Source organism: Bacillus sp. KICET-3 (assembly GCF_033261025.1).
GTDB lineage: Bacteria > Bacillota > Bacilli > Bacillales > Bacillaceae > Bacillus > Bacillus sonorensis.
Genome location: NZ_CP137345.1, coordinates 1418853 through 1442154, shown reverse-complemented (window position 1 = coordinate 1442154; position 23302 = coordinate 1418853). Strand labels below are relative to the sequence as shown.

At 44.1% G+C, this 23302-nt stretch carries 28 protein-coding genes and 2 pseudogenes; 13 read left to right on the top strand and 17 right to left on the bottom strand.

Annotated features, from left to right (window positions below):
• Positions 1-84: 84 nt before the first annotated feature.
• The 5 genes and pseudogenes from R5H20_RS07270 to R5H20_RS07250 form a co-directional block, all read right to left on the bottom strand.
• The gene (locus tag R5H20_RS07270) at positions 85-225 is read right to left on the bottom strand and encodes a hypothetical protein (RefSeq protein WP_155910100.1); all 141 of its coding nucleotides are present in this window, start codon (positions 223-225) and stop codon (positions 85-87) included.
• A gap of 418 nt (positions 226-643) precedes the next feature.
• The gene (locus tag R5H20_RS07265) at positions 644-1147 is read right to left on the bottom strand and encodes a sigma-70 family RNA polymerase sigma factor (protein ID WP_040348389.1); all 504 of its coding nucleotides are present in this window, start codon (positions 1145-1147) and stop codon (positions 644-646) included.
• Positions 1148-1258: 111 nt separating this feature from the next.
• The gene (locus tag R5H20_RS07260; protein ID WP_006638562.1) at positions 1259-1462 is read right to left on the bottom strand and encodes an XtrA/YqaO family protein; all 204 of its coding nucleotides are present in this window, start codon (positions 1460-1462) and stop codon (positions 1259-1261) included.
• Positions 1463-1526: 64 nt separating this feature from the next.
• Positions 1527-1838 (bottom strand): hypothetical protein, encoded by a 312-nt coding sequence (locus R5H20_RS07255; protein ID WP_276514987.1) that lies wholly within the window; start codon positions 1836-1838, stop codon positions 1527-1529.
• Positions 1839-2056: 218 nt separating this feature from the next.
• Positions 2057-2286: pseudogene (locus R5H20_RS07250) on the bottom strand (ATP-binding protein); the annotation flags it as partial.
• 692 nt (positions 2287-2978) lie between these two features.
• On the opposite strand from R5H20_RS07250, the gene xre reads away from it, so the two are divergent.
• Together xre and R5H20_RS07240 are read left to right on the top strand one after the other, a co-directional pair.
• On the top strand, positions 2979-3332 hold the full coding sequence (xre, locus tag R5H20_RS07245; RefSeq protein ID WP_006638564.1) for an HTH-type transcriptional regulator Xre: 354 nt from the start codon (positions 2979-2981) through the stop codon (positions 3330-3332).
• Positions 3333-3484: 152 nt separating this feature from the next.
• Positions 3485-4108 carry an ImmA/IrrE family metallo-endopeptidase gene (locus R5H20_RS07240; RefSeq protein ID WP_081605389.1) on the top strand — a complete coding sequence of 208 codons (624 nt, stop codon included), beginning with the start codon at positions 3485-3487 and terminating at the stop codon, positions 4106-4108.
• 20 nt (positions 4109-4128) lie between these two features.
• Here R5H20_RS07240 and R5H20_RS07235 read toward each other — a convergent pair whose 3' ends face one another.
• Positions 4129-4758, bottom strand: a complete 630-nt coding sequence (locus tag R5H20_RS07235) for a poly-gamma-glutamate hydrolase family protein (protein WP_006638566.1) — start codon at positions 4756-4758, stop codon at positions 4129-4131.
• A gap of 265 nt (positions 4759-5023) precedes the next feature.
• Between R5H20_RS07235 and R5H20_RS07230 the strand changes: the two genes are divergently transcribed.
• The 4 genes from R5H20_RS07230 (at position 5024) to R5H20_RS07215 (ending at position 7458) form a co-directional block, all read left to right on the top strand.
• The gene (locus R5H20_RS07230; protein WP_006638567.1) at positions 5024-5293 is read left to right on the top strand and encodes a hypothetical protein; all 270 of its coding nucleotides are present in this window, start codon (positions 5024-5026) and stop codon (positions 5291-5293) included.
• Positions 5294-5345: 52 nt separating this feature from the next.
• Positions 5346-5753: an immunity 70 family protein gene (locus R5H20_RS07225; RefSeq protein ID WP_006638568.1), complete on the top strand. Its 408-nt coding sequence runs from the start codon at positions 5346-5348 to the stop codon at positions 5751-5753.
• 435 nt (positions 5754-6188) lie between these two features.
• Complete coding sequence (locus tag R5H20_RS07220; RefSeq protein ID WP_006638569.1) at positions 6189-7091, top strand: DMT family transporter; 903 nt, start codon at positions 6189-6191, stop codon at positions 7089-7091.
• Between the two features lie 37 nt (positions 7092-7128).
• Entirely contained in the window at positions 7129-7458 is a 330-nt protein-coding gene (locus R5H20_RS07215) for a tRNA-binding protein (protein WP_006638570.1), read from the top strand.
• 96 nt (positions 7459-7554) lie between these two features.
• Here R5H20_RS07215 and R5H20_RS07210 read toward each other — a convergent pair.
• Positions 7555-8387 (bottom strand): annotated as a pseudogene (locus tag R5H20_RS07210) (peptidoglycan-binding protein).
• A gap of 163 nt (positions 8388-8550) precedes the next feature.
• On the opposite strand from R5H20_RS07210, the gene R5H20_RS07205 reads away from it, so the two are divergent.
• From R5H20_RS07205 to R5H20_RS07195, 3 genes are all read left to right on the top strand, one after another.
• Positions 8551-8964, top strand: coding sequence for a YrvL family regulatory protein (locus R5H20_RS07205; RefSeq protein ID WP_006638572.1), 414 nt, complete (start codon positions 8551-8553; stop codon positions 8962-8964).
• A gap of 113 nt (positions 8965-9077) precedes the next feature.
• Positions 9078-9653 (top strand): TetR/AcrR family transcriptional regulator, encoded by a 576-nt coding sequence (locus R5H20_RS07200; protein ID WP_006638573.1) that lies wholly within the window; start codon positions 9078-9080, stop codon positions 9651-9653.
• Between the two features lie 18 nt (positions 9654-9671).
• Entirely contained in the window at positions 9672-11096 is a 1425-nt protein-coding gene (locus R5H20_RS07195; protein ID WP_006638574.1) for an MDR family MFS transporter, read from the top strand.
• Positions 11097-11117: 21 nt separating this feature from the next.
• Here the strand turns inward: R5H20_RS07195 and R5H20_RS07190 are convergent, their stop codons facing one another.
• The 3 genes from R5H20_RS07190 to R5H20_RS07180 all read right to left on the bottom strand — a co-directional run bounded on the left by R5H20_RS07190 (position 11118) and on the right by R5H20_RS07180 (position 12713).
• Positions 11118-11564, bottom strand: a complete 447-nt coding sequence (locus R5H20_RS07190) for a peptidase G2 autoproteolytic cleavage domain-containing protein (protein WP_040348333.1) — start codon at positions 11562-11564, stop codon at positions 11118-11120.
• Positions 11542-11880 carry a peptidase G2 autoproteolytic cleavage domain-containing protein gene (locus tag R5H20_RS07185; protein ID WP_236836042.1) on the bottom strand — a complete coding sequence of 113 codons (339 nt, stop codon included), beginning with the start codon at positions 11878-11880 and terminating at the stop codon, positions 11542-11544. The genes R5H20_RS07190 and R5H20_RS07185 overlap by 23 nt, the downstream gene beginning before the upstream one ends.
• Before the next feature lie 62 nt (positions 11881-11942).
• Positions 11943-12713, bottom strand: coding sequence for a 3D domain-containing protein (locus R5H20_RS07180; RefSeq protein ID WP_006638575.1), 771 nt, complete (start codon positions 12711-12713; stop codon positions 11943-11945).
• Between the two features lie 590 nt (positions 12714-13303).
• On the opposite strand from R5H20_RS07180, the gene R5H20_RS07175 reads away from it, so the two are divergent.
• Positions 13304-13852 carry an IseA DL-endopeptidase inhibitor family protein gene (locus R5H20_RS07175; RefSeq protein ID WP_006638576.1) on the top strand — a complete coding sequence of 183 codons (549 nt, stop codon included), beginning with the start codon at positions 13304-13306 and terminating at the stop codon, positions 13850-13852.
• A 46-nt stretch (positions 13853-13898) separates the two neighbouring features.
• Here the strand turns inward: R5H20_RS07175 and R5H20_RS07170 are convergent, their stop codons facing one another.
• Both R5H20_RS07170 and R5H20_RS07165 read right to left on the bottom strand, forming a co-directional pair.
• Entirely contained in the window at positions 13899-14276 is a 378-nt protein-coding gene (locus tag R5H20_RS07170) for a VOC family protein (protein ID WP_006638577.1), read from the bottom strand.
• A gap of 66 nt (positions 14277-14342) precedes the next feature.
• Positions 14343-15221: a DMT family transporter gene (locus R5H20_RS07165; protein ID WP_006638578.1), complete on the bottom strand. Its 879-nt coding sequence runs from the start codon at positions 15219-15221 to the stop codon at positions 14343-14345.
• Positions 15222-15321: 100 nt separating this feature from the next.
• On the opposite strand from R5H20_RS07165, the gene R5H20_RS07160 reads away from it, so the two are divergent.
• Complete coding sequence (locus tag R5H20_RS07160; protein ID WP_006638579.1) at positions 15322-16194, top strand: LysR family transcriptional regulator; 873 nt, start codon at positions 15322-15324, stop codon at positions 16192-16194.
• A gap of 68 nt (positions 16195-16262) precedes the next feature.
• Here the strand turns inward: R5H20_RS07160 and cysI are convergent, their stop codons facing one another.
• Positions 16263-17981 (bottom strand): assimilatory sulfite reductase (NADPH) hemoprotein subunit, encoded by a 1719-nt coding sequence (gene cysI / locus R5H20_RS07155; RefSeq protein WP_006638580.1) that lies wholly within the window; start codon positions 17979-17981, stop codon positions 16263-16265.
• Between the two features lie 26 nt (positions 17982-18007).
• Complete coding sequence (locus R5H20_RS07150; protein WP_006638581.1) at positions 18008-19834, bottom strand: assimilatory sulfite reductase (NADPH) flavoprotein subunit; 1827 nt, start codon at positions 19832-19834, stop codon at positions 18008-18010.
• Positions 19835-20175: 341 nt separating this feature from the next.
• On the opposite strand from R5H20_RS07150, the gene R5H20_RS07145 reads away from it, so the two are divergent.
• Both R5H20_RS07145 and R5H20_RS07140 read left to right on the top strand, forming a co-directional pair.
• Complete coding sequence (locus R5H20_RS07145; protein ID WP_006638582.1) at positions 20176-21126, top strand: LysR family transcriptional regulator; 951 nt, start codon at positions 20176-20178, stop codon at positions 21124-21126.
• 92 nt (positions 21127-21218) lie between these two features.
• A complete protein-coding gene (locus R5H20_RS07140; RefSeq protein WP_006638583.1) occupies positions 21219-21566 on the top strand; it encodes a hypothetical protein in 348 nt (115 codons plus the stop codon).
• A gap of 246 nt (positions 21567-21812) precedes the next feature.
• Here R5H20_RS07140 and R5H20_RS07135 read toward each other — a convergent pair whose 3' ends face one another.
• The 3 genes from R5H20_RS07135 to R5H20_RS07125 all read right to left on the bottom strand — a co-directional run bounded on the left by R5H20_RS07135 (position 21813) and on the right by R5H20_RS07125 (position 23228).
• The gene (locus tag R5H20_RS07135; protein ID WP_006638584.1) at positions 21813-22376 is read right to left on the bottom strand and encodes a maltose acetyltransferase domain-containing protein; all 564 of its coding nucleotides are present in this window, start codon (positions 22374-22376) and stop codon (positions 21813-21815) included.
• A gap of 126 nt (positions 22377-22502) precedes the next feature.
• A complete protein-coding gene (locus R5H20_RS07130; RefSeq protein ID WP_006638585.1) occupies positions 22503-22832 on the bottom strand; it encodes an HIT family protein in 330 nt (109 codons plus the stop codon).
• A 45-nt stretch (positions 22833-22877) separates the two neighbouring features.
• The gene (locus R5H20_RS07125; RefSeq protein WP_040348336.1) at positions 22878-23228 is read right to left on the bottom strand and encodes a hypothetical protein; all 351 of its coding nucleotides are present in this window, start codon (positions 23226-23228) and stop codon (positions 22878-22880) included.
• Positions 23229-23302 lie beyond the last annotated feature (74 nt).

Sequence of the window (23302 nt, the reverse complement as noted above, 5' to 3'; positions counted from 1 at the left end):
TCCTTTTTTGGTTTTTGTGCATTCTAATGAAACCTGCAATAGCTGATCTAAAGTAAGAAAACCGCCTCTAATAAAACGTATTTTTCAGCTTCTCCGAAACTGCAAAAGCACCAAATGCAAATTGCTCGTTTCTTCAAGAGCGTCGGAAAGACCTGCAATTTTGACATACACATAAGGAACAACCGCCTCTGCAAACAGTTTCAATACGTATATTGCTTTTGCCATTTTTGACTTTTCAAGAAACTCGCAGTGGGGATCGGCATTGAAACTTTTACAAAACAGCGTAGGGCGCTCATTCAACTCTTCGTTAAGAATGGAGCTTGTCCAGCCGCCATCTCTTTCGCGCTGTTCTCTGTCATTTTCTAATGCGTCCTTCGGCGGTCGAGAGTTTTCCAGGCGCTGATCTTTTTGTTGGAAACGCCGAGCTCATCTGGTGAAACGATTTGTAATATTTCCTTCGTATTGTCGATAGAGCCGGAATGCCTCATCTCTTTGCATGGCCCTCGTTCTTGGCATCGTACGTCGTCCCCTCCTCTTTTCAATTCGTATCTTTACAGTCAACATCTGTTTTCATCGAAGCTGATGACGCGGTTTTCTCTCTTCACTTATAGGTGGCAAACGTATGACAAAAGAATGATCATTTTTATGCCAGGCGATTGGCGGGTTTTTCTATTTGCTTTGCCATTTTCGCTTGCGCACGCTTCACATTTGTCTGTACAGTCGATTTTTTGATGCCGAGCATCGCGGCAATCCGTTCGTAGGAAAAACGCTCAACCTTGTGCAAAATGAATATTTCTTTTTCCCGGGCCGTCAGGACGGATAGGGCCGCTTCGATCCGCGCTTTGTCAGCCGCCGATACCTCATGCGCCGGCTCAAAGCGGATTCCCTCAGAAAACGTGTCCATGATTCGCGGATCTTTGATCAGCATCCGTTTATAGGAATCCCGTCTGTCTATAGCCCGCCTGATTCCCGGTTCTCTCCCGTGTTCAAGCCAATCGACGACATATTCCAAATCGGCGATCATGCTTCTGATCAGTTTTTTATCTTTGAGCTGCTCCGGCGTCAGCCACTCTTCATCCTGAAGAGGCCGATATAATGTTCTTGTCGCTTTTAATGTCCTTTTGTATTCAAAAAGTAAATCTTCCATTTTTGTGATCCTCCGTTTTTCAACATAAAAAAGGACACCAATCAGCTGCACATGCTGTGCATTCTGATCAGTGTCCGCAGGCTTTCCGTCTTGGACGTATGATGTTTTAAACTAAAACCTATAGCCGATTTCAAACTCGACTCTTGCAAGGTCTCCCTTTCTTGTTTCAATGACGGTTTTTCCGTGCTCAGGCGCATCAGTCTGCCATGCCGCACCGTTTACTCCATCAAGCACGATCACTGTCACCTTTCCTTCTTTGATCCGGCTCCCGACAGTTGTACCATGAATCGCTTTTAATGGTGTTGGCTGTTTCAATTGCTCTCCTCCTCTTCATGTTCAAATGCTTCCGCTTTGGTGATCACCTTTTGTAAAACGCCCTTCAATTTGCTTTCAACGGAGCCGGGTCGATCGGCTCCCTTCCGTTTAGATAAGCGAGAGAAAGCTTTGCTGCAATCAGCAGCTCGGGGGCGGCAGCGATTAAATAAGCGTTTTTTTCCTGTGAAAAAGCTGTATAATCGCCGACCTTTGCTATTAATCTTCCATTTGAATATGGAAAACGTTTTTTCTCGACATCACTGTACGCGGAATAAATATATACATCCGTATTCGTTTTGACGACGCGCCACGGTAACGGGCTGTACGCCAAAGCTTCTTTCCCCATTATTTCTTCCTCACTTTCCGTCTTCTTCATGCCACCTTTTGATTTGTGCGTCTCTTTTTGCCGAAATCAGCATAATGAGAACGATCGCTTTCAGACATTTAAGCACTTTGCTTCACCCTTGTTTTCATTTTTAATACAGCTTTGATTGTCTCCGTTAGATCTCCGCTTTGCTTTCGGGCAGGAGCTGAAAAACGCCCCCCAGCCGATGTCCTGATAAACGGAATTGTGTCCTTTGCACAAACGGCACATCAGACCATTCCCTCCAGTCTATGATTGATGTCAAAAGAGTTCCCTTTCATGTGACAAGGTAATCCTGACACATTTCAAACAGTCTCGTACCAAGCGCTTCATCTATGCCGACGATTTGTTCAACATCAAGTTCGCTTAAAAGCAGGATCGGCTTATGGTTCAAGTACCGGTAATTAATAACAGAGTAGGTTTGCTCAACCCGCGACTCGGTCGCCCTCGGCTTTCCGCTCCCAGCTGAAGCTTTACATACCGCTCATATTGTCCTTTGTTTTCAAATTGCAAGACAGGCATTCCATTTTTCGCAAATGCGATAAAGGCACCGGCTTCACAGAGCCTCCAGATCGAACCGAGCCCCGCTGTATGGAATCAAGATCGTCTTCATCCTATTTCCTTCTTTCTGCCATGCATACCCCTTGAAAACAGGTCCTTTCTCATGCGTTTTCTTTGCAAAGCTTCCCGTGGATAGCCGTATGTCCGTATTTGGGTAATGAACGGATGTTCAATGTTCATGTCCAGCACTTTCTTTACATCGATACGAAATTTATCAAAACCTACCTAAAAAAGATCAGGAAACAGCTCGCGGTCTGCTACGAAATATAGCGTTTCAAACTTCATTATCGTTTCCCTGCCAAAGTTTCGTGTACCCCTTTCGATTTTTCGAACATAACTTCAGAAATATTCAGCCTTTCGCCACCTGCCTTTGCGTCAGTCCCCGCTTGGATCGTTCTTCAATTAAACGTTTCCGCAAATGCTTCACTCCCTCATCCATGATACAATACGTATCGTTTATTTTTGATTATATACGATACAATTCTTATCATCAACATTTTTTTGATACTTTTTTTATCAAATGTTTATTTTGATACATTTTGTATCTATAATAAATAACATAATGCCGAATTGAGGAAGAGAGGTCATTCTATGCTTGGCGGCAGACTGAAAAATCTTAGAGGAAAACGGACGCAGGAAGAGGTAGCGAAGCAGATCGGCGTTTCAAGGGCGCGCTATTCCCATTATGAAAATGGAAGAAGCGAGCCGGATTATGAAACATTGAAAAAATTGGCTGATTACTATAAAGTGACGATAGACTATTTATTAACGGGGACAGAGAATGGCCGTTCTCTTGAAGAAAGGTTTGAAGATCCCGATCTTCAAATCGCATATCGGGACATGCAGGAGTTTTCGCCTGAAAGCAGGCAGCAGGCGATTGAATTTATTCAATATTTAAAGGAAAAAGAGAAAAAGCGGAAACCCGGGGATAGACAGGATAAATAAGGAATTTCTATTCAACATAACAGATGATAGTCTATGTGAGTGTATAGGGCCCTTTAAGGGCTTTTCTTTCCCAGAAAAATAGAACATTTGTTCGAAGGGGTGTCTTCGTATTGGAATTTTATTTATCTCACCTAGAAGAATACGTAAAAAATATGTACCTTAAGTTTGGTTTTACTGAACCGTATCAAATTGACATGCAGCGGATCGCCTCTTCCCTTAATATTTGGGTGCATTATGAAGATGTGAACAGCATGATGATCAAGCATGACGGCATGTACAGCATCATTCTCAACAGCAGGCTTTCCAAAGAAAAGCAGTGGGAAGATTTTGCCCATGAACTGTGCCATGTATTAAAACATGCGGGAAACCAATTAAATATGAATAAGATGTTCCGCGAACTGCAGGAGTTTCAAGCCAATCAATTCATGTATCATTTCTGCGTTCCGACCTTTATGCTTCTGAAATTGGATTTTCCCGAACTTCGCTGCCATGCGGTCAAAATGATCGCCGATCTTTTCAATGTGACAGAAGAGTTTGCCGCCAAACGAATGGAACTATTTGAAAAGCGGCAAATCGGAATCCAGTTCCACAAAGCATGGAAGACAAGCCTTCTTGAGGATGCAGAACCTTCTGCAGAGCGGACCATTGACCAGTTTGATAAGGCAGATGAATTCACGCGCTTTAAAAGAAAAAACCGACATCAGTACCCTTTCACAAAAAAAGCAAAAAAGTGGATTGCTGCCGAAAAGCAAGCGGAATACCTTCTGGAAAAATAGCCGAAAACAGCCGGCTGCGCTCATCCGTAAGCGTCAGCCGCTCCTTCTTTGACTGCTTTTATATATCGATCGAAGACTTCATTTTTAGAAGCGTCCCTCCCCTTTCTGCTGAAACGGTCAAACATCGCCTTTCGCTGGGCGGTGCTGATTTCAAATTGCACGCTTAGTCCTGTTCTGCATCGATTGTTGATGCTTTTCGGGGATGTACCCGAAAGACGTGCGCTTTTTTCCAATAATTCGGCTGAAAAGCCGTGCCTCCTCAGCGAATCGACGAATACCTCTGCGCGTTTTCGATCTGTTCCCCCAACTAATGTTCGACAATGCGAAAGCTCATAATAGCCGTGAAAAGCCAAAACGTATTCATGTCCCGCGGCCATCTCTATGGCACGCGGGTCGTCAAAATGGTCGCTTGTCACATGAAGCACATGATTCCCGCGCAATTTAATCCCTTCAAGCAAATAAACGGAATAACCACCGGCAAAAGCTTTGACAATCTCGCTGATTCCAGGTTCAATCCCCCCTCCATGAGGAGACATGACGAGCAGGCTGTTCCCTGCAGCTTGTGCAAAAACCCTGTAATCAGTTCCTTCGATTTCATTTTGTGACAATTCTTTGAAACTAGCGTATTGATCAGCAGCTGCCCTGTTCATTCTTCGTTTTTCCCTCTCCTGATTGTCCTGTTTTTCATGTAGTTTACCGGGAGTCAAGACGATTGTAAATTATAATATTATTGGTTTTTAAAATGTCGAGACAAAATCGCCTAAACCCTTTGCCATTGGGGACGAAAAAGAAAATTTAGATGATACCATAAACCATAAAGTTGGTTGGTCTGTGGATAAGAATAACGTGAAGTTTAGTATCGATCAAGTCAGTATCGTAAAGCAGGATCTTGAATCAGGTGATAAAGTATGATAGGTGTCCATTTCATTATCGATAATAAAAGCAAGAAAGACATTTCAACTGACCGCTGTTCACACAAGAGAGCAAATTAAAGCCAGTGTTCATAGTGAGAACTTCGATGGGGATATCATGTCTGGAGCGAAAACAGACGGCTTTGTTCTTTTCCCAATCAAAAAGTTAAGTAAGCCTGAAGACATCAATTCTGTAAGAGTTAAGTGGGATTTCTGGCCTGACAAAAACACTTCTGAGGGATTAAATGAACTTGATGCCCAATTCAGTTTCTAATCCTGAAACAAGAACAAACGTTCCTATATAATCATCTCAAGGAGATGACACCATGAATGAGGTGGACTGTTTCTTTTATGAAGCTGGACATGGCGACTTTGTTCATTCGTTTTTTTCGACTATTTCATATCATTTAGAAAAAGATGGTTGGGGAACAAAACATCCTTTGCTCATGAATGATTTATACCATAATAAGCTAAAATGGAGCGATGTTCCGGAAGCACGAGAGAATTTAAAAGAGATTGAAGCAGAGCTTTCTAAACTCGCACCTGAAATGGTTATATGGGATATTGAAGACTTATCAAAAAATCCTCCTTGGGGAAACAATATAAGTCCTAAAGTAACCAATTTATCAAATTACTTTGCAACAAGTGACGGCAAAACTTTTTTTGAAGTATTATACAAAGCAATGGATGCTTCAGAGGAAGATAAATGCGATATGACAATTCAAAATGTATAAATGAGCCCTCTGTGAAGAGGCCTTTTTGTATTACTTCAATAATGCTTTAATGGCCTTCGTCTTCGGCTCATACACACTACGAGCGAACATTCGTTCATAATTTTATTTGAGGTGAAAACATGTAAGATGAACGAAAGGACGAAAATTGTTGACGAAATCCAGAGAAGCGCCTCTATAACTGAATAAAGTGAATACTCAATTTAAAAATCAATCATTTCCCATTAAAATTAAAGACCTGATCTTGCATATATAAATATATTTGTTATGCTAAATTTATTATTTATTTTTCTTAAAGGAGTTGAGTAGTATGTTTTACGCCCCTTTATTTGAAAATGATGTACCAACAGCACTCTCCCGCTCTTAACGGAGAGAAGGTGCTATTTGGAATTCTCTCCGTTAAGGCTTAAACAAGCCTAAAAAATGGAGGGAACAAAAATGAAAAATACGCTTATTGGTTCTTTATTTTTAATATTAGCTTCAAGTATCTGGGGAGGTATGTACGTTGTCGTTAAAGTAGTAGTGGCAGTGATACCACCATTAGAACTTGTATGGATGCGATATCTATTGGCACTTGTTGCATTAGTCATAATTGGCCTGGTGACTAAACAAAGCTGGAGAATTAAAGGACAGCACTTCGGCATAATAATTGCTATTGCAATTATTGGGTATGTCATTTCCATTGTCACCCAAGAAACAGGTACAATGCTTTCTACGGCCCAAATGGGGGCAATTATAACTTCTACAACACCAGCTTTTATGGTTGTGTTTGCTAGTTTAATCCTTAAAGAACGTTTAAGCATTAAAAAGATGATTTCAGTTATTCTAGCAACTACAGGTGTGATTACCATTGTTGGAATTGACGATATTGATATGAGTAGCACTCTTGGTGGAATATCACTTATTATTGCAGCATTAACATGGGCGTTAATGTCCGTGCTTATTAAACGTCTACCTGGTGGTTATTCGCAAATTGTTGTCACAACCTATGCTACTTTAATCGCTGTTGTTGTTTTAACTCCTTTTGTCATACCAAAGTTGCCACAAATAAAATTTAATGAACTAATTAATCCAACCATATGGGGAGGATTAATTTATCTGGGTGTAATTTCGACAGCTATTGCATTTCTATTATGGAACCGTGGATTACAAATGCTAAATGCCTCCAGCGGAGGAGTTTTCTTTTTCTTTCAACCTGTTGTTGGAACATTATTAGGATGGTTAATACTAGGTGAAGTGATTAGTATAACCTTTTGGATAGGTTCTGTTTTAATTCTCTTTGGTGTCTTAACTGTCATTAAAGATAGCCAAAAAGAACAAAGCCATTCAATATCTCAATAGATAATGGAAAACAAATGTGAAATTTAGGAGGCATACTATGGCAACTTTCGACGATTTTCAAAAGCTAGATATGCGTGTTGGAGAAATTATCAGAGCAGAGGCGTTCCCTAAAGCAAAAAAACCAGCTTATAAACTGTGGGTTGATTTTGGAGAAGAAATAGGTGTTAAACAAAGTAGTGCTCAAATAACAGATTGTTATGATTTGGATGATTTAATTGGCAAACAAGTATTAGGAGTAGTTAACTTTCCCCCTATGAGAGTTGCTGATTTCAGTTCAGAAGTTTTAGTAATGGGTGTATATTCAAAGCAAGGCGTTGTTCTTATAGAGCCACAACAAAAAGTGGAAAATGGTGACCGGTTAGGATAACTCAAACATTTAGAACACAGATAATATAATTTATCTGTGTTCTTTTTTTATGATATAGAACAAAATTTTATTGTTTCAGATAAAAATAAAGAAAATTTATAGCTTTAACAACTTTTCAAGGACTGCTCTCGTTTTCGGTCCATAGATTCCTTCTGGCGTTCATCATCTGGAACCGTTTGACCGCGTTCGCCTTTTTCTTCCCAAAATAGCCGTCAATCCCGTTATTTTCGGCGCCTTTGTCCGGATAAAAATAAAGTGCAGCTAAAGCCTCCTGAATCTGCCGGACGGCTGTTCCTTTCATGAGCGGACTTTTGACTTTATAGATGCCGGACGGCAGGGTGTAGGATGATTTATTGCCGCTTGAGGATGGCTTTTTCTTTTTCGCTTCAATGGCCGTGAGCGCCTTTTCGGTAGCCGGTCCGTATATGCCGTCCGCCATAATCCCGGCTTTCTTTTGAAGGGATTGATTTGACGGCCTGCACGGCTTCATCACCATAAGAGCCATCGGCCCCGTACTTCGGCAGCGAGAAGCCCGTGGCAATCAAACGTTTTTGAGCGCCTTTACACTTGAGCCGGACAATCCTTTTTTAAGGATAGTCGATCCTGTGGATTTGACCGGTTGGGCCGTGGGTGCCGTCGTTTTTGATACAGTTTTATTCCCGAGCAGGCTGTCAACTTTCTTCCGGAAGGCAGCAAGCTGGCTGGAATCGCTCACCCACGGCGATGGACAGTTTTTGCTTGTCACATCATAATGCCGGACGATTCTGTCTGTAGAAAGGCCGTAACGTCTGCAAGACCAGCGACCAATTCAGCAGCATTTTGAACAGTTACGCTGTGAATCTTGCCGTTACTTTCCACACACATTTCAACGCCAATTGCATTGTGTTGAGATTTGTTTTTAGAAAACTGGCATGGAGGCATTTAGCCAAGCTTTAAAAGCAGCTGGGGGAAGTTTTGGGAGAGTTTTTTAAAATATCCCCTTTCCCCCTAGTATTCATAAGGTTTGATTATATTTACTACGATTGTAAATTACAATTGAATATTTTTTTGTTATGATCAGAAGTATACTCCCAGATTAGGAATGAATGCCAAATGATGAAACATATACTTGGACATATGCTTGTCGTTACTTTTATCTTTTTGCTGATCATCTTTGCCCTTGCCATCATCATCGGCGGCTATTTTTTTGATGTCACCGGCTTTTTCGCGATTTTCGGTGTTACATATGATTCGCCGGGTTCTCTTTTGTTGTTTATTCTTTTAAGTTTCGGGCTTGGTTTCATATTTGAAATTCCTGAAAAGTTTCTCAACCTGCTGATCGGGCATAAATTTATAACATTTGTGGTCGAATGCTTTTTTACATGGCTTGCGATCCATATTGCCGATGAAGTGATAAAAGGCATCAGCATCCCTCTTGATGTTGAATTCCTTGCCTGTATGTTTTTATTCGTAATCCAGCAGGCTTTTGAAGATCTTGAAGAAAAGAAAAACGTAGAGGCAGAATAAAAAGTGCATGATAAAATAGGCCATTCCAATCATTTCAAAAAAGGGCCTTCTAAGAGGGGGCTTTTTTTCGTTACAATTATATAGACCGATCAGTATATTAAGAAGGTGATAGGATGAAAGACCAAACAAGCAGCCGGGATAAAATATTGCGCACAGCTTCACGGTTATTCCGCAAGCAAGGCTATCATGCGACCGGATTAAATCAAATTACGGCCGAAAGCGGCGCCCCGAGGGGATCGATTTATTATTATTTCCCGAAAGGCAAAGAAGAGCTTGCCGCCGAAGCGATCAAAATGACCGGTGAAACGGTCAAAACGTATATCAAGTCAGCCATCAGCCAATCAACCGATCCGGCGGAAGCGTTTCAAACCTATATTCGAATGATGGCTGAAGGATTTGAGGAATACATGATGGAGGATTACGAAGACATCCCGATCACATCATTCGCTTCGGAAACATGGTCTTTCAGCGAAACGCTCAGAACAGAATGTGACCGCGTGTACGAAGGATGGCGGCTTATCTATGAGGAAAAACTGATACAGTCCGGCTATGAGAAAGAAACAGCCAAAACGCTGAGCACAGCGATACAGGCGATGATAGAGGGCGCATATGTGCTGTCGATCACGAAAAAGAACGGGCGGCCGTTACACGCCGCTGCTGAACAAATTCCTTTTTTGTTACAACAATAATCAAGGGTGGGAAATCGAATGGAACACACTAAAAAAAGCACTTTCATGATTATCGCAATTTTAATTGTAGGCAATTTCCTTGCTCTGATTAATGAAACGGTCATGAATGTGGCATTGCCGAAGATTATCGAAGACTTTGGCGTCTCCGCGAATACGGCCCAATGGCTGTCAACCGGATACATGCTGATGATCGGGATCGCGGTGCCGGTTACCGCGTTTTTAATGCAGCGCTTTACGACAAGGCAGCTGTTTCTTTCCGCGATGAGCTTATTTACATTGGGAACCTTTTTGGCAAGCGTGGCGCCTGCCTTTCCTCTCGTTCTGGCAGGACGAATTATTCAAGGGTCGGGGACGGGACTTATTTTGCCGCTGGTCATGAACGTGATCCTGACCTTGGTTCCTCCCCATAAGCGCGGAACGATGACCGGGATGCTGACCCTTGTCATTTTATTCGCACCGGCGATCGGCCCTGTCATCTCCGGCTATATTGTCGAACATTATTCATGGCGGATCGTCTTTTTCATGATGCTGCCCGTCTCGCTCTTCATGATCTTTTATGCAGCATTCCGATTAAAAAATGTAACCGAATTGACCCGTCCGAAAATTGATATCACATCGATTTTGTTATCTACGATTGGTTTCGGAGGAATCGTGTTTGGCTTCAGCAACGCCGGAGAGGAAGCCGGATGGAGCAGTCCGAAGGTCATCATTGGACTTGCGGCCGGGATGATCGGATTGATTTTATTTGTGAGCCGTCAGCTCAAACTAAAAGAACCGATGCTGGATATGCGGCCTTTCCGGTCAAAAGTGTTCTCGACAGCGGTCATCCTTGTTTGGCTCGTAATGATGCTGCAATTTTCGATGATGCTGATCTTGCCGCTTTACTTCCAAATGGCGCTTGAGCTGTCACCGTTATACACCGGCCTGTTGATGCTGCCTGGCGGCCTGGTTCTCGCCCTGACCTCTCTCGTAGCGGGGCGCCTTTTTGATAAGCTCGGTTTTAGGCCGCTGCTTCTCACCGGTTTAATCATTGTCACCGTTGTGCTTTGGCTGTTTACACATATTTCGAGCGAAACCTCGATGGCAGCCGCAATGATGCTTTATGCGGGCTTTACACTCGGCGTCGGCTTCACGATGGCACCGGTGATGACACTTGGATTAAATCAAGTGCCAAAGCCTTTATACCCTCACGGCTCGGCGATTATGAATACGGTCAACCAAGTATCGGGCGCGATCGGCCCCGCTTTATACACGACAATCTTGACAACCGTTTCAAACCGGTTCATTCATCAATCGGCTTTAACTAACGAAAAGGACCTGCAAATGCAGGGAATGACCGCAGGCGTTCATACGGTCTATTATGTCGCAATCGGCTTTGCCATTGCTGCGCTGGCGCTTTCTTTCCTGATCAAGGACAAACATGAAGACACGCAGAATGCATAAAAAAAAGCAGCCCGGCTTTTATTAGCCGGACTGCTTTTTTAATCGAATAAATACGCGGGCAATTCCAAAGCTCCGCACGCTGTCATATTCTGAGGTGATGTTCATGACCTGCCAGCGCTGTCCCGGCAGATCTGCTTTTGCAGCCATTCCGCCGTCAGCCTCTATAAGATCACCTGCCTTGACCGCCTCATCACATCTGACATACACTTGTCCGGCGAGACCGACCACATTCCATTCTTCGCGTTCTTTTCTAGATTTATAGTCTTGTCCAGGAAGGTAGTCGGGATTTTCTTTAGGAAACAAGACCATTTGACCGTCAAGGCCTTTTTGCCATTCATAAACATATCCGCCAAACTCATTTTTGACGCAGCGGCCGGACCAATGAAAGCTTGCTTCCCCGAGGATTGCGCCGAGCAGATTGTCGCCCTTTTCAGCCGGTCTGATCTTACCGCCTTCGGAGGGCGACAAGCGTCCCCGCCGGAATCTTTTCACCCGTCAGACTTTCAAAATACTCGCAGTAGTCTTGAAAAGGGTTAATCGTGCCGTTTCTCGCAAGCAATTCAATCTTCCGGTTCACTGAGGAAGGTGTGCTGCCGGCAGCCCATCCCATCGCTATCGAATCTGAGTTGGGGTTTATCGTATTGTATGAAGAAAGGGCTGACGATTGTGCCGTTCCATCCGCCCTTCCGCGCACCGATCCTGCAACAAAATTATTATTGCCTGTCGCATGGGACTCCCTCGAACCGATGATACCGCTGCCTTTATATATCTTTACAGTTTTCAATAGGCGGCAAATGTATGACACAATCAAAAAGACGCGGAATCGGAATTCCGCGTCTCTCTATATCAATCTAATATTTTCACTTTAACGGTTTTTACGCCCCAGTTGAGCGCGTCTTCTTTATTTGAAATAAATACATCGATTTTATGTCCGTTTATGGCGCTTCCGGTATCTTCAGCGGTCGCTTCGCCATAGCCTTCAACATACACTTTGGAACCAAGCGGAATCACGTTTGGGTCAACTGCGATGACTTTAGCATCCGGATTGGCATTCAAATCGACTCCTGTTTTTGTAATGCCTGAAATGCCGCCGTCATTTGCCGAATATGCAGTAGCTTTAACGGTGATTTCTTTTGCAGCCGCTTCAGGCTGACTGCTTGGAGCTGCTTGCCGTTTTACAGGTGCCGCAGGCTGTTCGCTTTGGACGGCTGCTTGTTTTACAGGTGCTTTCACACCCGCCCCATCTCCGGTTATCGCCATGGTTTTTCCGGCAAAAATCAAGTCCGATTTGAGGTTGTTCCATCCTTTAAGATCGTTCACAGAAACACCGTACTTTTGAGCGATTTTTGATAATGTATCTCCAGGTTTGATGGTGTACTGCTTCTGATCAGAGTTTTCTTCTTGAGAAGAAATGTTCAGCTTTTGACCAGGAAAAATGATGTCTGATGAAAGCTGATTCCATTTTTTCAAGTCCTTTAGGTTCAACCCGTTGTCTTGGGATATCCCCCAGAGCGTGTCCCCTTTCTCAACCGTAATTTCTTTTGCTGAGGCGCTTGCTCCGAATGCAGTCGCTGACATAGCTGCGGCTGCAGCCAAGGACATTATTGTCTTCTTCATAAGTTAAATCCTCCCTTGTTAGCTCTTTAGAAACTAACAGGAAAGATCGTAACATAGGAAAATGTCATCCCCATGACAGATTGGTATGAATTTGGTTACAGTTTTTTTACTGAAATAATTTGATTTTATTTAAAATTTCGTATTTTCTCCCGTAGGGACTATCCTCCTGTTTCTGATTCGCCAATGGTAACACGGCTGTTCTTTAATCGCTATGGCTGGCATCCTCCGTTCTATCTGGGCCGTTTCGCCTGATCCACAACCATTCTCTCAAATCCGGATATTCCTGAATAAAGAAGGAGGGATTGGGGTATTGTGTAGTAAGGAAAAAAAGACCGTCCGCTTCACCAACTCTTTTGCGGGTTAAAAAGGCCGCCGGATTGAGCTGTCGCATCCTGCTTCCCATTTACACTTTTCATAGCGGCGGTCTCACCGTAAGGGAGGGTTGCTGTTCAATTTATCAATGATAACTGATGATGACGGTTTCATAAGCAGCCGGAAAAATTTTCTTCGAAAATATCTTGTAATCTTTCCGTAATTATTGTAACATTTGTAACATAAGAGATATATTTTTTCTTAAGGAGAGAAGAACAGTGAAAAAGTTTATCGTTTTTATGTTAGCTGCTTTATTGGTTTTACCTATCCATACGACAACTGCTGCTAAAAATCATACATCAGGGGAATTAACGAAAAAACAGGTGTTAACGATGACATTGCAGGCCCGTGAACATTTTTGGAATACAATGAGCGGCCATAACCCGAAAGCCAAAAAATCAACATGCCAAACTAACATATTCGAATATCAAAATCTTTCATATGTTTATATGTGCAGTGAATTTAGTACAAAAGCGAAGCTGACCGACTACCTGACTCCCGTGTTTACAAAAGATGCAATCAAAAAAGGCTTTAAGAAATACAATATCATCAGCTATAAAGGAAAAATGGCCGTTCCAGTCGGTGATGGGGACAACCTGTTGGATTGGGAGCATTCAACATTCAAACTCATCTCCAAAAAAGGCAATGCCCGCACATATAAATTTACCGTGCCTGCCAAGGACGGATCGCCTTCAGCAAAAAGAAACATCACATTCACCAAGGAAAACGGCAAATGGAAAATCAATCAGCTGGATGCCGCCATCTAAACAAAAAAGCTAATGTCTCACATGCAGACATTAGCTTTTTTCATTGTTATACCGTCAGTTCGACCAGGTTGCCGTCTGGATCTTGGATGACACTCTCATAATAGCCGTCTCCTGTCACACGGGGCTCTCCAACAACAGGCACCCCTTCCTCCTTTAACCGGCGGGTCATCTCATCTACCTTTTCACGGGAGCCCAGGGAGAACGCCATATGTGCATAGCCTTCCATTTCCTCTTTTCCCGGCGTCAAATCCGGCCGTCTCATCAGCTCAAGCCGGGTTCCTGACTGAAACTGTATAAAATAGGATTCAAATTGTTTTTTCGGATTGATGTATTTTTCGTTTGCTGTTCCCTTAAAAAATCTTGTGTAGAAATCTTTCATTTCCTCTAAATGTTTCGTCCAGATTGCGATGTGTTCGATTTTCATTTTTTCCATCCCTCCCAGTTGATATTACCATATATCACTCCCGGGAAATGTATATACATAAAAATTTCATATTTTATGTCGGGAAAATTTGAATGTATTCATAAAGATGCCGCAGCATATCAGCAGTGCGCCGATAATGATATTCGTGGTGATCTGTTCGTGCAATTGCAGCCATCCAAAGAAAAGAGCCAATACCGGAACGAACATTAATGCCATGGACGCTTTTGACGCTTCGATTTGATTAAGCACCCAAAACCATACGACAAATGTAAAACCGGTCGAAAGCAAACCATTAAACACCAATGACCATACCGCCTGATATGTCCACTCGGCTGAATGGACGGGTTCCAATATAAAGGAAAAAACCAATAGCATGACGGCTCCCATCATAAGATGCCAGGCATTCATATGAATGATATCGATATGCTTGAATTGAAGCTTGCTAAACACATTCGCGATTCCCCAGCTAAGCGCTGCCGCAAGGACGCACAGTTCTCCAAATACAGCGCTTTGATCGACATTCAGCATTTCTTTTCCAAATATAAATAACAGTCCGAAGAAGCCGCATATCAGCCCGATCGTTTTATACACATTCATTTTTTCGTTTAAAGTAAAATGGCTGATCACCGTAACAAATATAGGCATTGTATACACCAAAACAGAGGTTTTCCCTGAATCGACAAATTGCATGCCATACGTTAAGATCCCCATATAGCCCAGACCCATCAGCAGGCTCATGATGATATAGCTTTTGACATGTTCTTTTCCGATGGAAAGTTTTTTTCTTTGAATGAAGAGAATGAGAAATAAAGGAACCGCCCCGATGAACAGGCGCAAAGCCGAAAACAAAAGCGGGGGGATATCGTGGATTCCTACTTTCATCGCAACCCAGGTATAACCCCAAATAAGTGTGACAGATATGATTCCCAGCATGACTTTTACCATTATCCAGCCGCCTTTCTTGTTGAAATATCGTGCTGGTTTCTATCATATGTTACATTTATATATAACTGAAATACTTTTTTATTATCGGAGGTATAACCAAATGGTTATGAACATGAACCATCTTCACATATTTGTAAAAGTGGCAGAGACATTGAATATTACAGAAGCGGCAAAAGAATTGTTCATCTCTCAGCCGGCGGTAAGCAAAGCGATTAAAAACCTGGAAAGCTCGCTGCAGCTCAAATTATTGATCAGAGATAAACATCATGGTTTGATGCTGACTGACGTCGGAAAGGAAATTTTGCTGCTGGCGAGGCAAATGAAGGGGATTGAAAGCAAAATATATCAAGTAGCCAACCGGGAAAACAAGCTGTTAAGCGGGAAGGTGAAAATCGGTTCATTTCCTGCCGTCTCAACAAATATCATGCCGCAGGCGATTGCGGCATTCAGATCAAACTACCCGCTGATCCGCATAGAATTGGTTGAGGGGACCTCTGAGCAAATCAAAGGATGGGTCGAGGATCGGACGGTTGATATCGGGATCGCGGCATCTCCATTTGAACCGTTTGACCATCAACTATTGTGCAACGACTATATGGTGGCCGTCATTCCGCCGCAATATGACGAATTAAAACAGGCAAAGCATATCGACCTCAACACATATCAAGATGACCTTATTTTTTGCAAAGGCGGTCATGAAATCGCGATGTCAAACACGTTCCAGCAGCACCGTATTGAATTAAAGGAAAACTTGACTGTCCAAAATGCCGAAACCTTGATTAATATGGTTAAAAACAACTTGGGCATAGGCATTATTTCAAACTTTACACTTTCATCTGTACCGCATCAATTGATCAAAAAGGACATCTTTCCCCGGATCACCCGCGATATTGGCGTCATCGCGCACTCATTCGATGACGTAACGCCGGCGGCGCATGAGTTTATTAAGGTGTTGAAAACAGACGTAATCTAAATCGGTAGCCTTGATACACAAAAAAACCGCCTTGGTCAAAAAGCCAAGGCGGTTTTCATTCCATGTGCTCAATCATGAAAGTTCGTGCCGTCTGTCGTTTCTTTAATCACGCCGGCGCGGATGACGAAATCCCCGAAGTGTTCGCCTTCCTTGCGTTCTTTCGCATAACGCGGAAGAATTGTACGAAGTTCTTTTAAAATTTCTTCCTCACCGATGTTTTCCCGATACATTTTGCTCAAACGGCTGCCGTCGAATGCGGCGCCAAGATACATGTTGTACTTGCCCGGCGCTTTGCCGATAAAGCCGATTTCGCCGAGCGCATGACGGGCGCAGCCATTCGGGCATCCTGTCATGCGGATGGTAATCTCTTCGTTCCGAAGCCCGTTTTCTTCTATGATCTCATCAATTTTATCAATCAATGCCGGCAAATACCGTTCCGCTTCAGCCATTGCCAGTCCGCATGTCGGCAGAGCGACGCACGCCATCGAGCTGCGGCGGAGCGCCGTATAATGCCTTCCGTCCGTCAAGCCGTACTGCTCAATCAGCTCGCTGATTTTTTTCTTTTTTTGGCTTGATACATTGGCGATGATCAGGTTCTGGTTTGCGGTCAGCCGGAATTCGCCGGTATGGACCTTGGCGATTTCGCGCAATCCGGTCATCAGCTTGTAATCAGCATAGTCTGTCACTCGTCCGCCTTCGACAAACAGCGTAAAATGCCAATTTCCCTTCACACCTTTTACCCAGCCGTAGCGGTCGCCGTTATGGTCGAAATGATACGGCTTTGCTTCGGCTAAACTCCAGCCGAGGCGGTTTTCAAGTTCGGTTTTGACCGTTTCCAATCCGAGGCGGTCAACCGTGTACTTGAACCGGGCATTTTTGCGGACAGAACGGTTTCCGTAATCACGCTGAATCGTAATCGTTTTTTCTGCCACATCATAGATTTGCTCCGGTTTACAGAAGCCGATGACCTTGGCAAGCTGAGGATATGTCGCCTTGTCGCCGTGGGTCATCCCCATTCCGCCGCCGATTGCCACATTAAAACCGATGAGCTTGTCATCTTCCACGATGGCAATAAAACCGAGATCCTGTGAAAACACGTCAATGTCATTTGACGGCGGAACGGCAATCCCGATTTTGAATTTCCGCGGCAGATAAAGCGGTCCGTACATTGGTTCGACTTCATCGGTTTCCGGGGTGCCGGCGACTTTTTCTTCATCAAGCCAAATTTCATGATACGCGCGCGTACGCGGCAGCAAATCATCACTCAATTTTTTCGACCATTCATAGACTTCGGCATGAATGTCCGACTGGTATGGATTTGAAGCGCACATCACATTGCGGTTGACATCGCCGCACGCCGCAATCGTATCCAACAGCGCGGAATTGATTTTCTGAATGGTTTTTTTCATATTCCATTTTAAAATACCGTGCATTTGAAAGGTTTCCCTTGTCGTCAGCTTCAATGTCCCGTTTCCATACCGGCTGGCAAGCTCATCCATGACAAGCCATTGCTCAGGCTTCGCCACCCCGCCCGGCATCCGGACGCGAAGCATGAACTGATATGCAGGCTCAAGCTTTTGCTTTTGGCGCTCATTGCGAAGATCGCGGTCATCCTGCAAATAGCTGCCGTGATGTTTCATCAGGCGGTTATCGTCATCGGAAATTCCGGCGCTGATATGATCGAGCATCGATTCCTTCAGCGTGCCGCGCAAATAATTGCTTTCTCTTTTAATGCGTTCAACATCGCTTGGCGGGCCTTCCGGCGCTTTTAATATTTGATTCCCCATCTTGGAAAAACCCCTTTCAGTCAAAATCAGTATACATCACGCTGATAGCGTTTTTGCTGCTTCATCTCTGCCAAGTAGGCTTCCGCTTCCTCGCGGCTCATGCCGCCTTCTTTTTCGACAATGTCCAGCAAGGTGTTGTGAACATCTTTCGCCATATGGTTCTTATCGCCGCAAATATAGAATGCCGCTCCCTCTTGAAGCCACTCAAACAGTTCTTTGCTATGCTCAAGCATCCGGTGCTGGACATATACTTTTTCCTCCGAATCGCGGGAAAATGCGATATCCATCTTCGTCAGCACACCGTCTTTCAGCCACTTTTGCCACTCTGTCTGATAGAGAAAATCCGTGACAAAATGCTGGTCGCCGAAGAACATCCACGATTTCCCCTTCGCCCCGGTTTCTTCGCGCTCCTGCATAAACGAACGGAACGGCGCAACGCCTGTGCCTGGTCCGACCATGATGATCGGTGTGTCCGGATTTTCCGGCAACTTGAAATTTTTGTTCGGCTGAATGAAAACCGGCAATGTGTCGCCAGGCTGAAGCCGTTCGGCACATAGAATCGAGCAGACTCCTTTCCGGTCTCTGCCGTGCGTATTGTAGCGAACCGCCCCAATCGTCAAATGGACTTCATCCGGATTCGCCGCGATGCTGCTGGCGATCGAATAAAGGCGCGGAGGCATTTTCCGGAGAATCGAAACAAACTCTTGCGCCGACGCACTGAACGGTCCGAAGTCCCCGGCGAAATCCAGCAAATCGCGTCCGTGAATATACTCTTTTAAGCGGTCTTCATTGCCAGGCGCCGTAAGCTCCCGCAGCTTTTCATTCTCGGTAAGTGCCGCTGCCTGCCGAAGAAACTTCTTCGTTAACACCGTAATTTCAAAATAAGATGTCAGCGCTTCTTTCAGCGGGAGCCGTTCCCCTTGTTTATCAACGGTGACGACTTCATCCGGATCCCACTTCATTTCCTGTAACAGCATATCGACAAGTTCCGGGTCATTTTCCGGATAAATGCCGAGCGCATCTCCCGGCTCGTATGTGAGACCGGACCCCTCGAGCGATAATTCGAGATGGCGCGTTTCCTTATTTGAACCGCGTCCATTTAAATTCAAATTTTCCAGCACTTCTGCTTGAAACGGTTTTTTTCTCGAATAGACCGCATCAGCCGTTTGAGGAGCTGCCGCCTGATTCGGAGCGGCGCTTTTACCTTGTCCCCCGGCTTCGCTCAAACCGCCCAGAACGCCTTCCAGCCAAGCGGACGCAGAATCATCAAAGTCAACGTCGCAGTCAACACGGGGATGGAGCCTTTTTCCGCCGAGCTCTTCCAGCCGCTGATCGAAATCTTTTCCCGTTTTGCAGAAAAACTCATATGAACTGTCTCCAAGAGCCAATACGGAAAAACGGAGATCATCTAGCTTAGGAGCCCGTCTGCCATGAAGAAACTCATGGAATGACTGGGCATTATCCGGCGGATCGCCTTCTCCGTGCGTGCTGACGACGACCAGCAGGTTTCGTATTTTTTTCAACTGGTTTGCCTTAAAGTCGCTCATGGATGAAACGGTTACTTGAAAGCCTCGCTCTTCAAGCTTTTTGCCCGCATTCTCCGCAAGCCCCTGAGCATTTCCAGTCTGTGATCCGTAAAGAATGGTCACTTCTTTTGAAACAGGCTGCACCGGTTCAGCGGCCGGAATTTCCGCTGCCGGCGTTTCCAGCGCCGCTGCTGCTTCAAATGACTGGGAAGCGGCCAAAAAACCGCTCAGCCAAGCTTTCTGCGATTCTGTCAAAGTCGGCAGAAGACGGTTGAGAAGCTCTGCCTGCTCCTGATTAAACGGACTGTTCATTACCTGAAGTTGCAACGATATCCACCTCACTAAGGAATAAAAAATGATGACTGTTGGTAACAGCAGAACACGGCCCCTATTATCAACTATTCCGATAAACGAAATCGGTTTTAATGACGCAGGGAACGCAAAAACATGGCTTCGTTTTAGGAACATTTTCTTTTACAAGAAAGGGTGTATGCGTTCACCTCAGCCTGATTTTTCTGAAAACTGTATAAGAACTTGGCTGATCAAGCACCTGATAAACATTTCCTAAAAAAGATTCTACTTTAAAGTTTACTGGAATACTCAACATTAGTAAAATATATATTAATTATCACAGCTATTAATATCTTTAATAATAAGGTGGGATTGTTTTGTATTATGATGCACTAAAGACATTCGTCACCCTCGCCGAGGTGAAAAACTTTACAAAAACCGCCGAAATCCTTCTCATGTCCCAGCCAAGCGTAAGCATGCACATTAAAAACCTTGAGAAAGAATTCCAAACCAAGCTGTTCGAGCGTTCGCCGAAATTTCTAAAAATCACCCCTACGGGCGAGATTTTATATGACCGCGCCAAACAAATGATTGCCATTTACGAACAGACAAAGCAGGACATTCTCGATCATCACCATTCCATTAAAGGCGAGCTGAAAATCGGGGCAAGCTTTACGATTGGAGAATATATTCTTCCCTCTTTGCTGTTTGATCTTCAAGCAGACTACCCCGAACTTGAACTCCAAGCCGTTATCGGGAATACAGAAGAAATCGTGCAATCCGTCCGCCGCTATAAGGTAGATATCGGTTTAATCGAAGGACAGACAAATGAAAAAGATCTTTCTGTCCACGCTTTTATGCAAGACGAACTATTCATCGCTGCTTCAAGCGATCATCCGCTTGCTAGCCAAAGCGAAGTGACGATGGCCGACCTTCAGAATCAAACATGGGTGACGCGGGAAGTCGGATCAGGAACGCGTGAATATCTTAATCACGTGATCCGTTCAAATGGGTTGAAAGTGAAATCATTTCTGACGATAAGCAGCAACCAGGGAATCAAAGAAACGCTGATGACGGGTGTCGGGCTTTCCCTCTTGTCGCGGAGCGTCATTGAAAGAGACGTACAGCACGGAAACCTGACTGTGATCAAGCTGAAACATCAAACATTTAATCGAATGCTTTCATATATTTATTCACCCATTATGCAGGATAAGAAAAACGTGAAGATTTTTATCAATGCCCTGAACAAAAGAACAAACTTGGAAGCGGGAGACGAATATGATACCGGCGCTTCAAATCCTCCCTCTTCACACAATTGTTTGTATTGATTTGTCGATCATGTGAATCATCGCTTCCAAACATTGACTCCCGTCCGCACAACCCATATCCTGGAATTATCAAATGGAAAAGGGATGATGATATGAAGTTGTTAACGAAAGGTTTAGTTGCTTCATGTTTGCTTGCCGGAGCTTTTGCAGTTTCAGGAAATCCCTTGCATGTTCAGGCCCAAGAGACGGCGAAAACGGCGAATCACTCTATTCAGAGCATCATTTCCCCGCAGGCTGCCGTCATCAACAGGCCGATGAAAGTTGGACAGGAAGACCAATATGTCGGAATTAAGAACATTTCATACAGCGGAAGCGCGATTACGGTCAGAATTGTCTCAGACCGCGTCTATGTAAAAGCCGTCAGCCCTGGAAAAGCGATATTTTCCTATACAAATACACTGGGCCAGACGATCATTAATAATATCACGGTTACAAGGTAGCCTTCAGCAATAAAACCCCCGATATCCTGATATATCGGGGGTTTAGTAGTTCTTTAACCTGACCTGCATTGGAGGGGAGCAGATCATATTGGTTCGCTTTTTTAGGACTTTTAGAGAATATCGGCTATGCGTCTTCGGGTGGCAATACTGCATTTGCAGCCCGAAGACGCATAGCCGATCCTAGAACAGCTGAATGTTGGCAAAACCAAAACACCAATCAATTGAAAATCGGTGTTTTTTCTGATGCTATTTATCTTCCAGCTGTTTGATGATTCTTGCGGGATTCCCGCCTACTATTGCGCCAGCCGGCACATCTTTTGTCACAACCGCCCCGGAAGCGATCACCGCATTGTCGCCGATATGCACTCCGGGATTGATCACGGCCCGTCCGCCGATCCATACATTATGGCCGATCGTCACCGGAATTCCCGACTCCGCTCCGCTGATCCTTTCAGACGGATTCAATGGGTGTGTTGCCGTATAGATATGTACGCCAGGCCCGATCAAACAGTTGTCGCCCACCCGGATTTCACAGACATCGAGAAACACGCAGTCAAAATTCGCATAAAAATTCTCTCCGACATGAATGTTATAGCCGTAATCACAGCGAAAGGTCGGCTCTACGTATACCTCGTCTCCTGTTGAACCAAACAGTTCCTTCAGCAGGCCGATTCTTTTATGATCGTCTTTTTCCGAAGTTTGATTAAATTCACTTGTTAGCCTGCGCGCGTTTGATCTTTCTTGTCGCAAAACCGGATCAGCCGCATTATACAGTTCCCCGTTTAACATCTTCTCTTTTTCAGACTTCATTCGCCTCATCTCCCCTGTAAAACCCTTTTGTTTCGACAATCATTTTACCATATTATGATTTGGATTAAGCTGAATTCCCGGACCACATTGATAAACAGGCGGCTCCCGCCGAAGCGAACAATTCAGTTACCTTAAAGGCTTTCCAAAAACGATATGCCAATGAAGATGTTTTGAATCCTGATAATCGCCTAGATTTGTTATCACCCTGCAAGCGCCGTGTTCTTCCGTTACCATTGCAGCAACCTTTTGAACAACATCCAGTAATTCAAGCAGCAGCTCATGATCCTCTTCTTTTAAAGTAATAAGGGAAGAGATGTGCTTTTTTGGGATCGCTACAATGTGAACCGGATAAAAAGGTCTTGTATGGTAATAGGCTAATACATTTTCAGTCTCTATCACTTTATGTACCTCGGTTTTCCCGCTGAGCACTTCATCACAATAAAAATCTTCAGTCATCTTGCATCCTCCTTAATCTAAATATATAGACACGCAGATACGGCATTAATGATGATGATGGCTGTGGCTGGTTTTGTGGTGAGTATGGATGCCGCCGCTGCCTGCGCTTTTTTCCTTTTTTAACTCTGATGTTTTCACCCACCATTGTGTGCCTTGATAAGCGCCATCTAACATTTTCACCAAAGCCATGTCATCTTTTTTGATCAATTTTATGATTTTGACTCTTTGATGCCGCGGTATTGACTTTATGGCAACTCCATCTTCGTCGAATATATTGAACCTCCCGTGATTCTTGGCTTCCTTCCAATTTTCAACGGTATCAGCCCCATAAATGGCTGAGCCCAATTTCAGCTCATCCCCTTCTTTATATTTCCCTTCGAGCAATCCCGCGACCACCCCTCCTAATATACAAAATATCACAAATCCAAAAAGGAATCGTTTGAAGCACTTTTTCATTTTCTTTTCCTCGA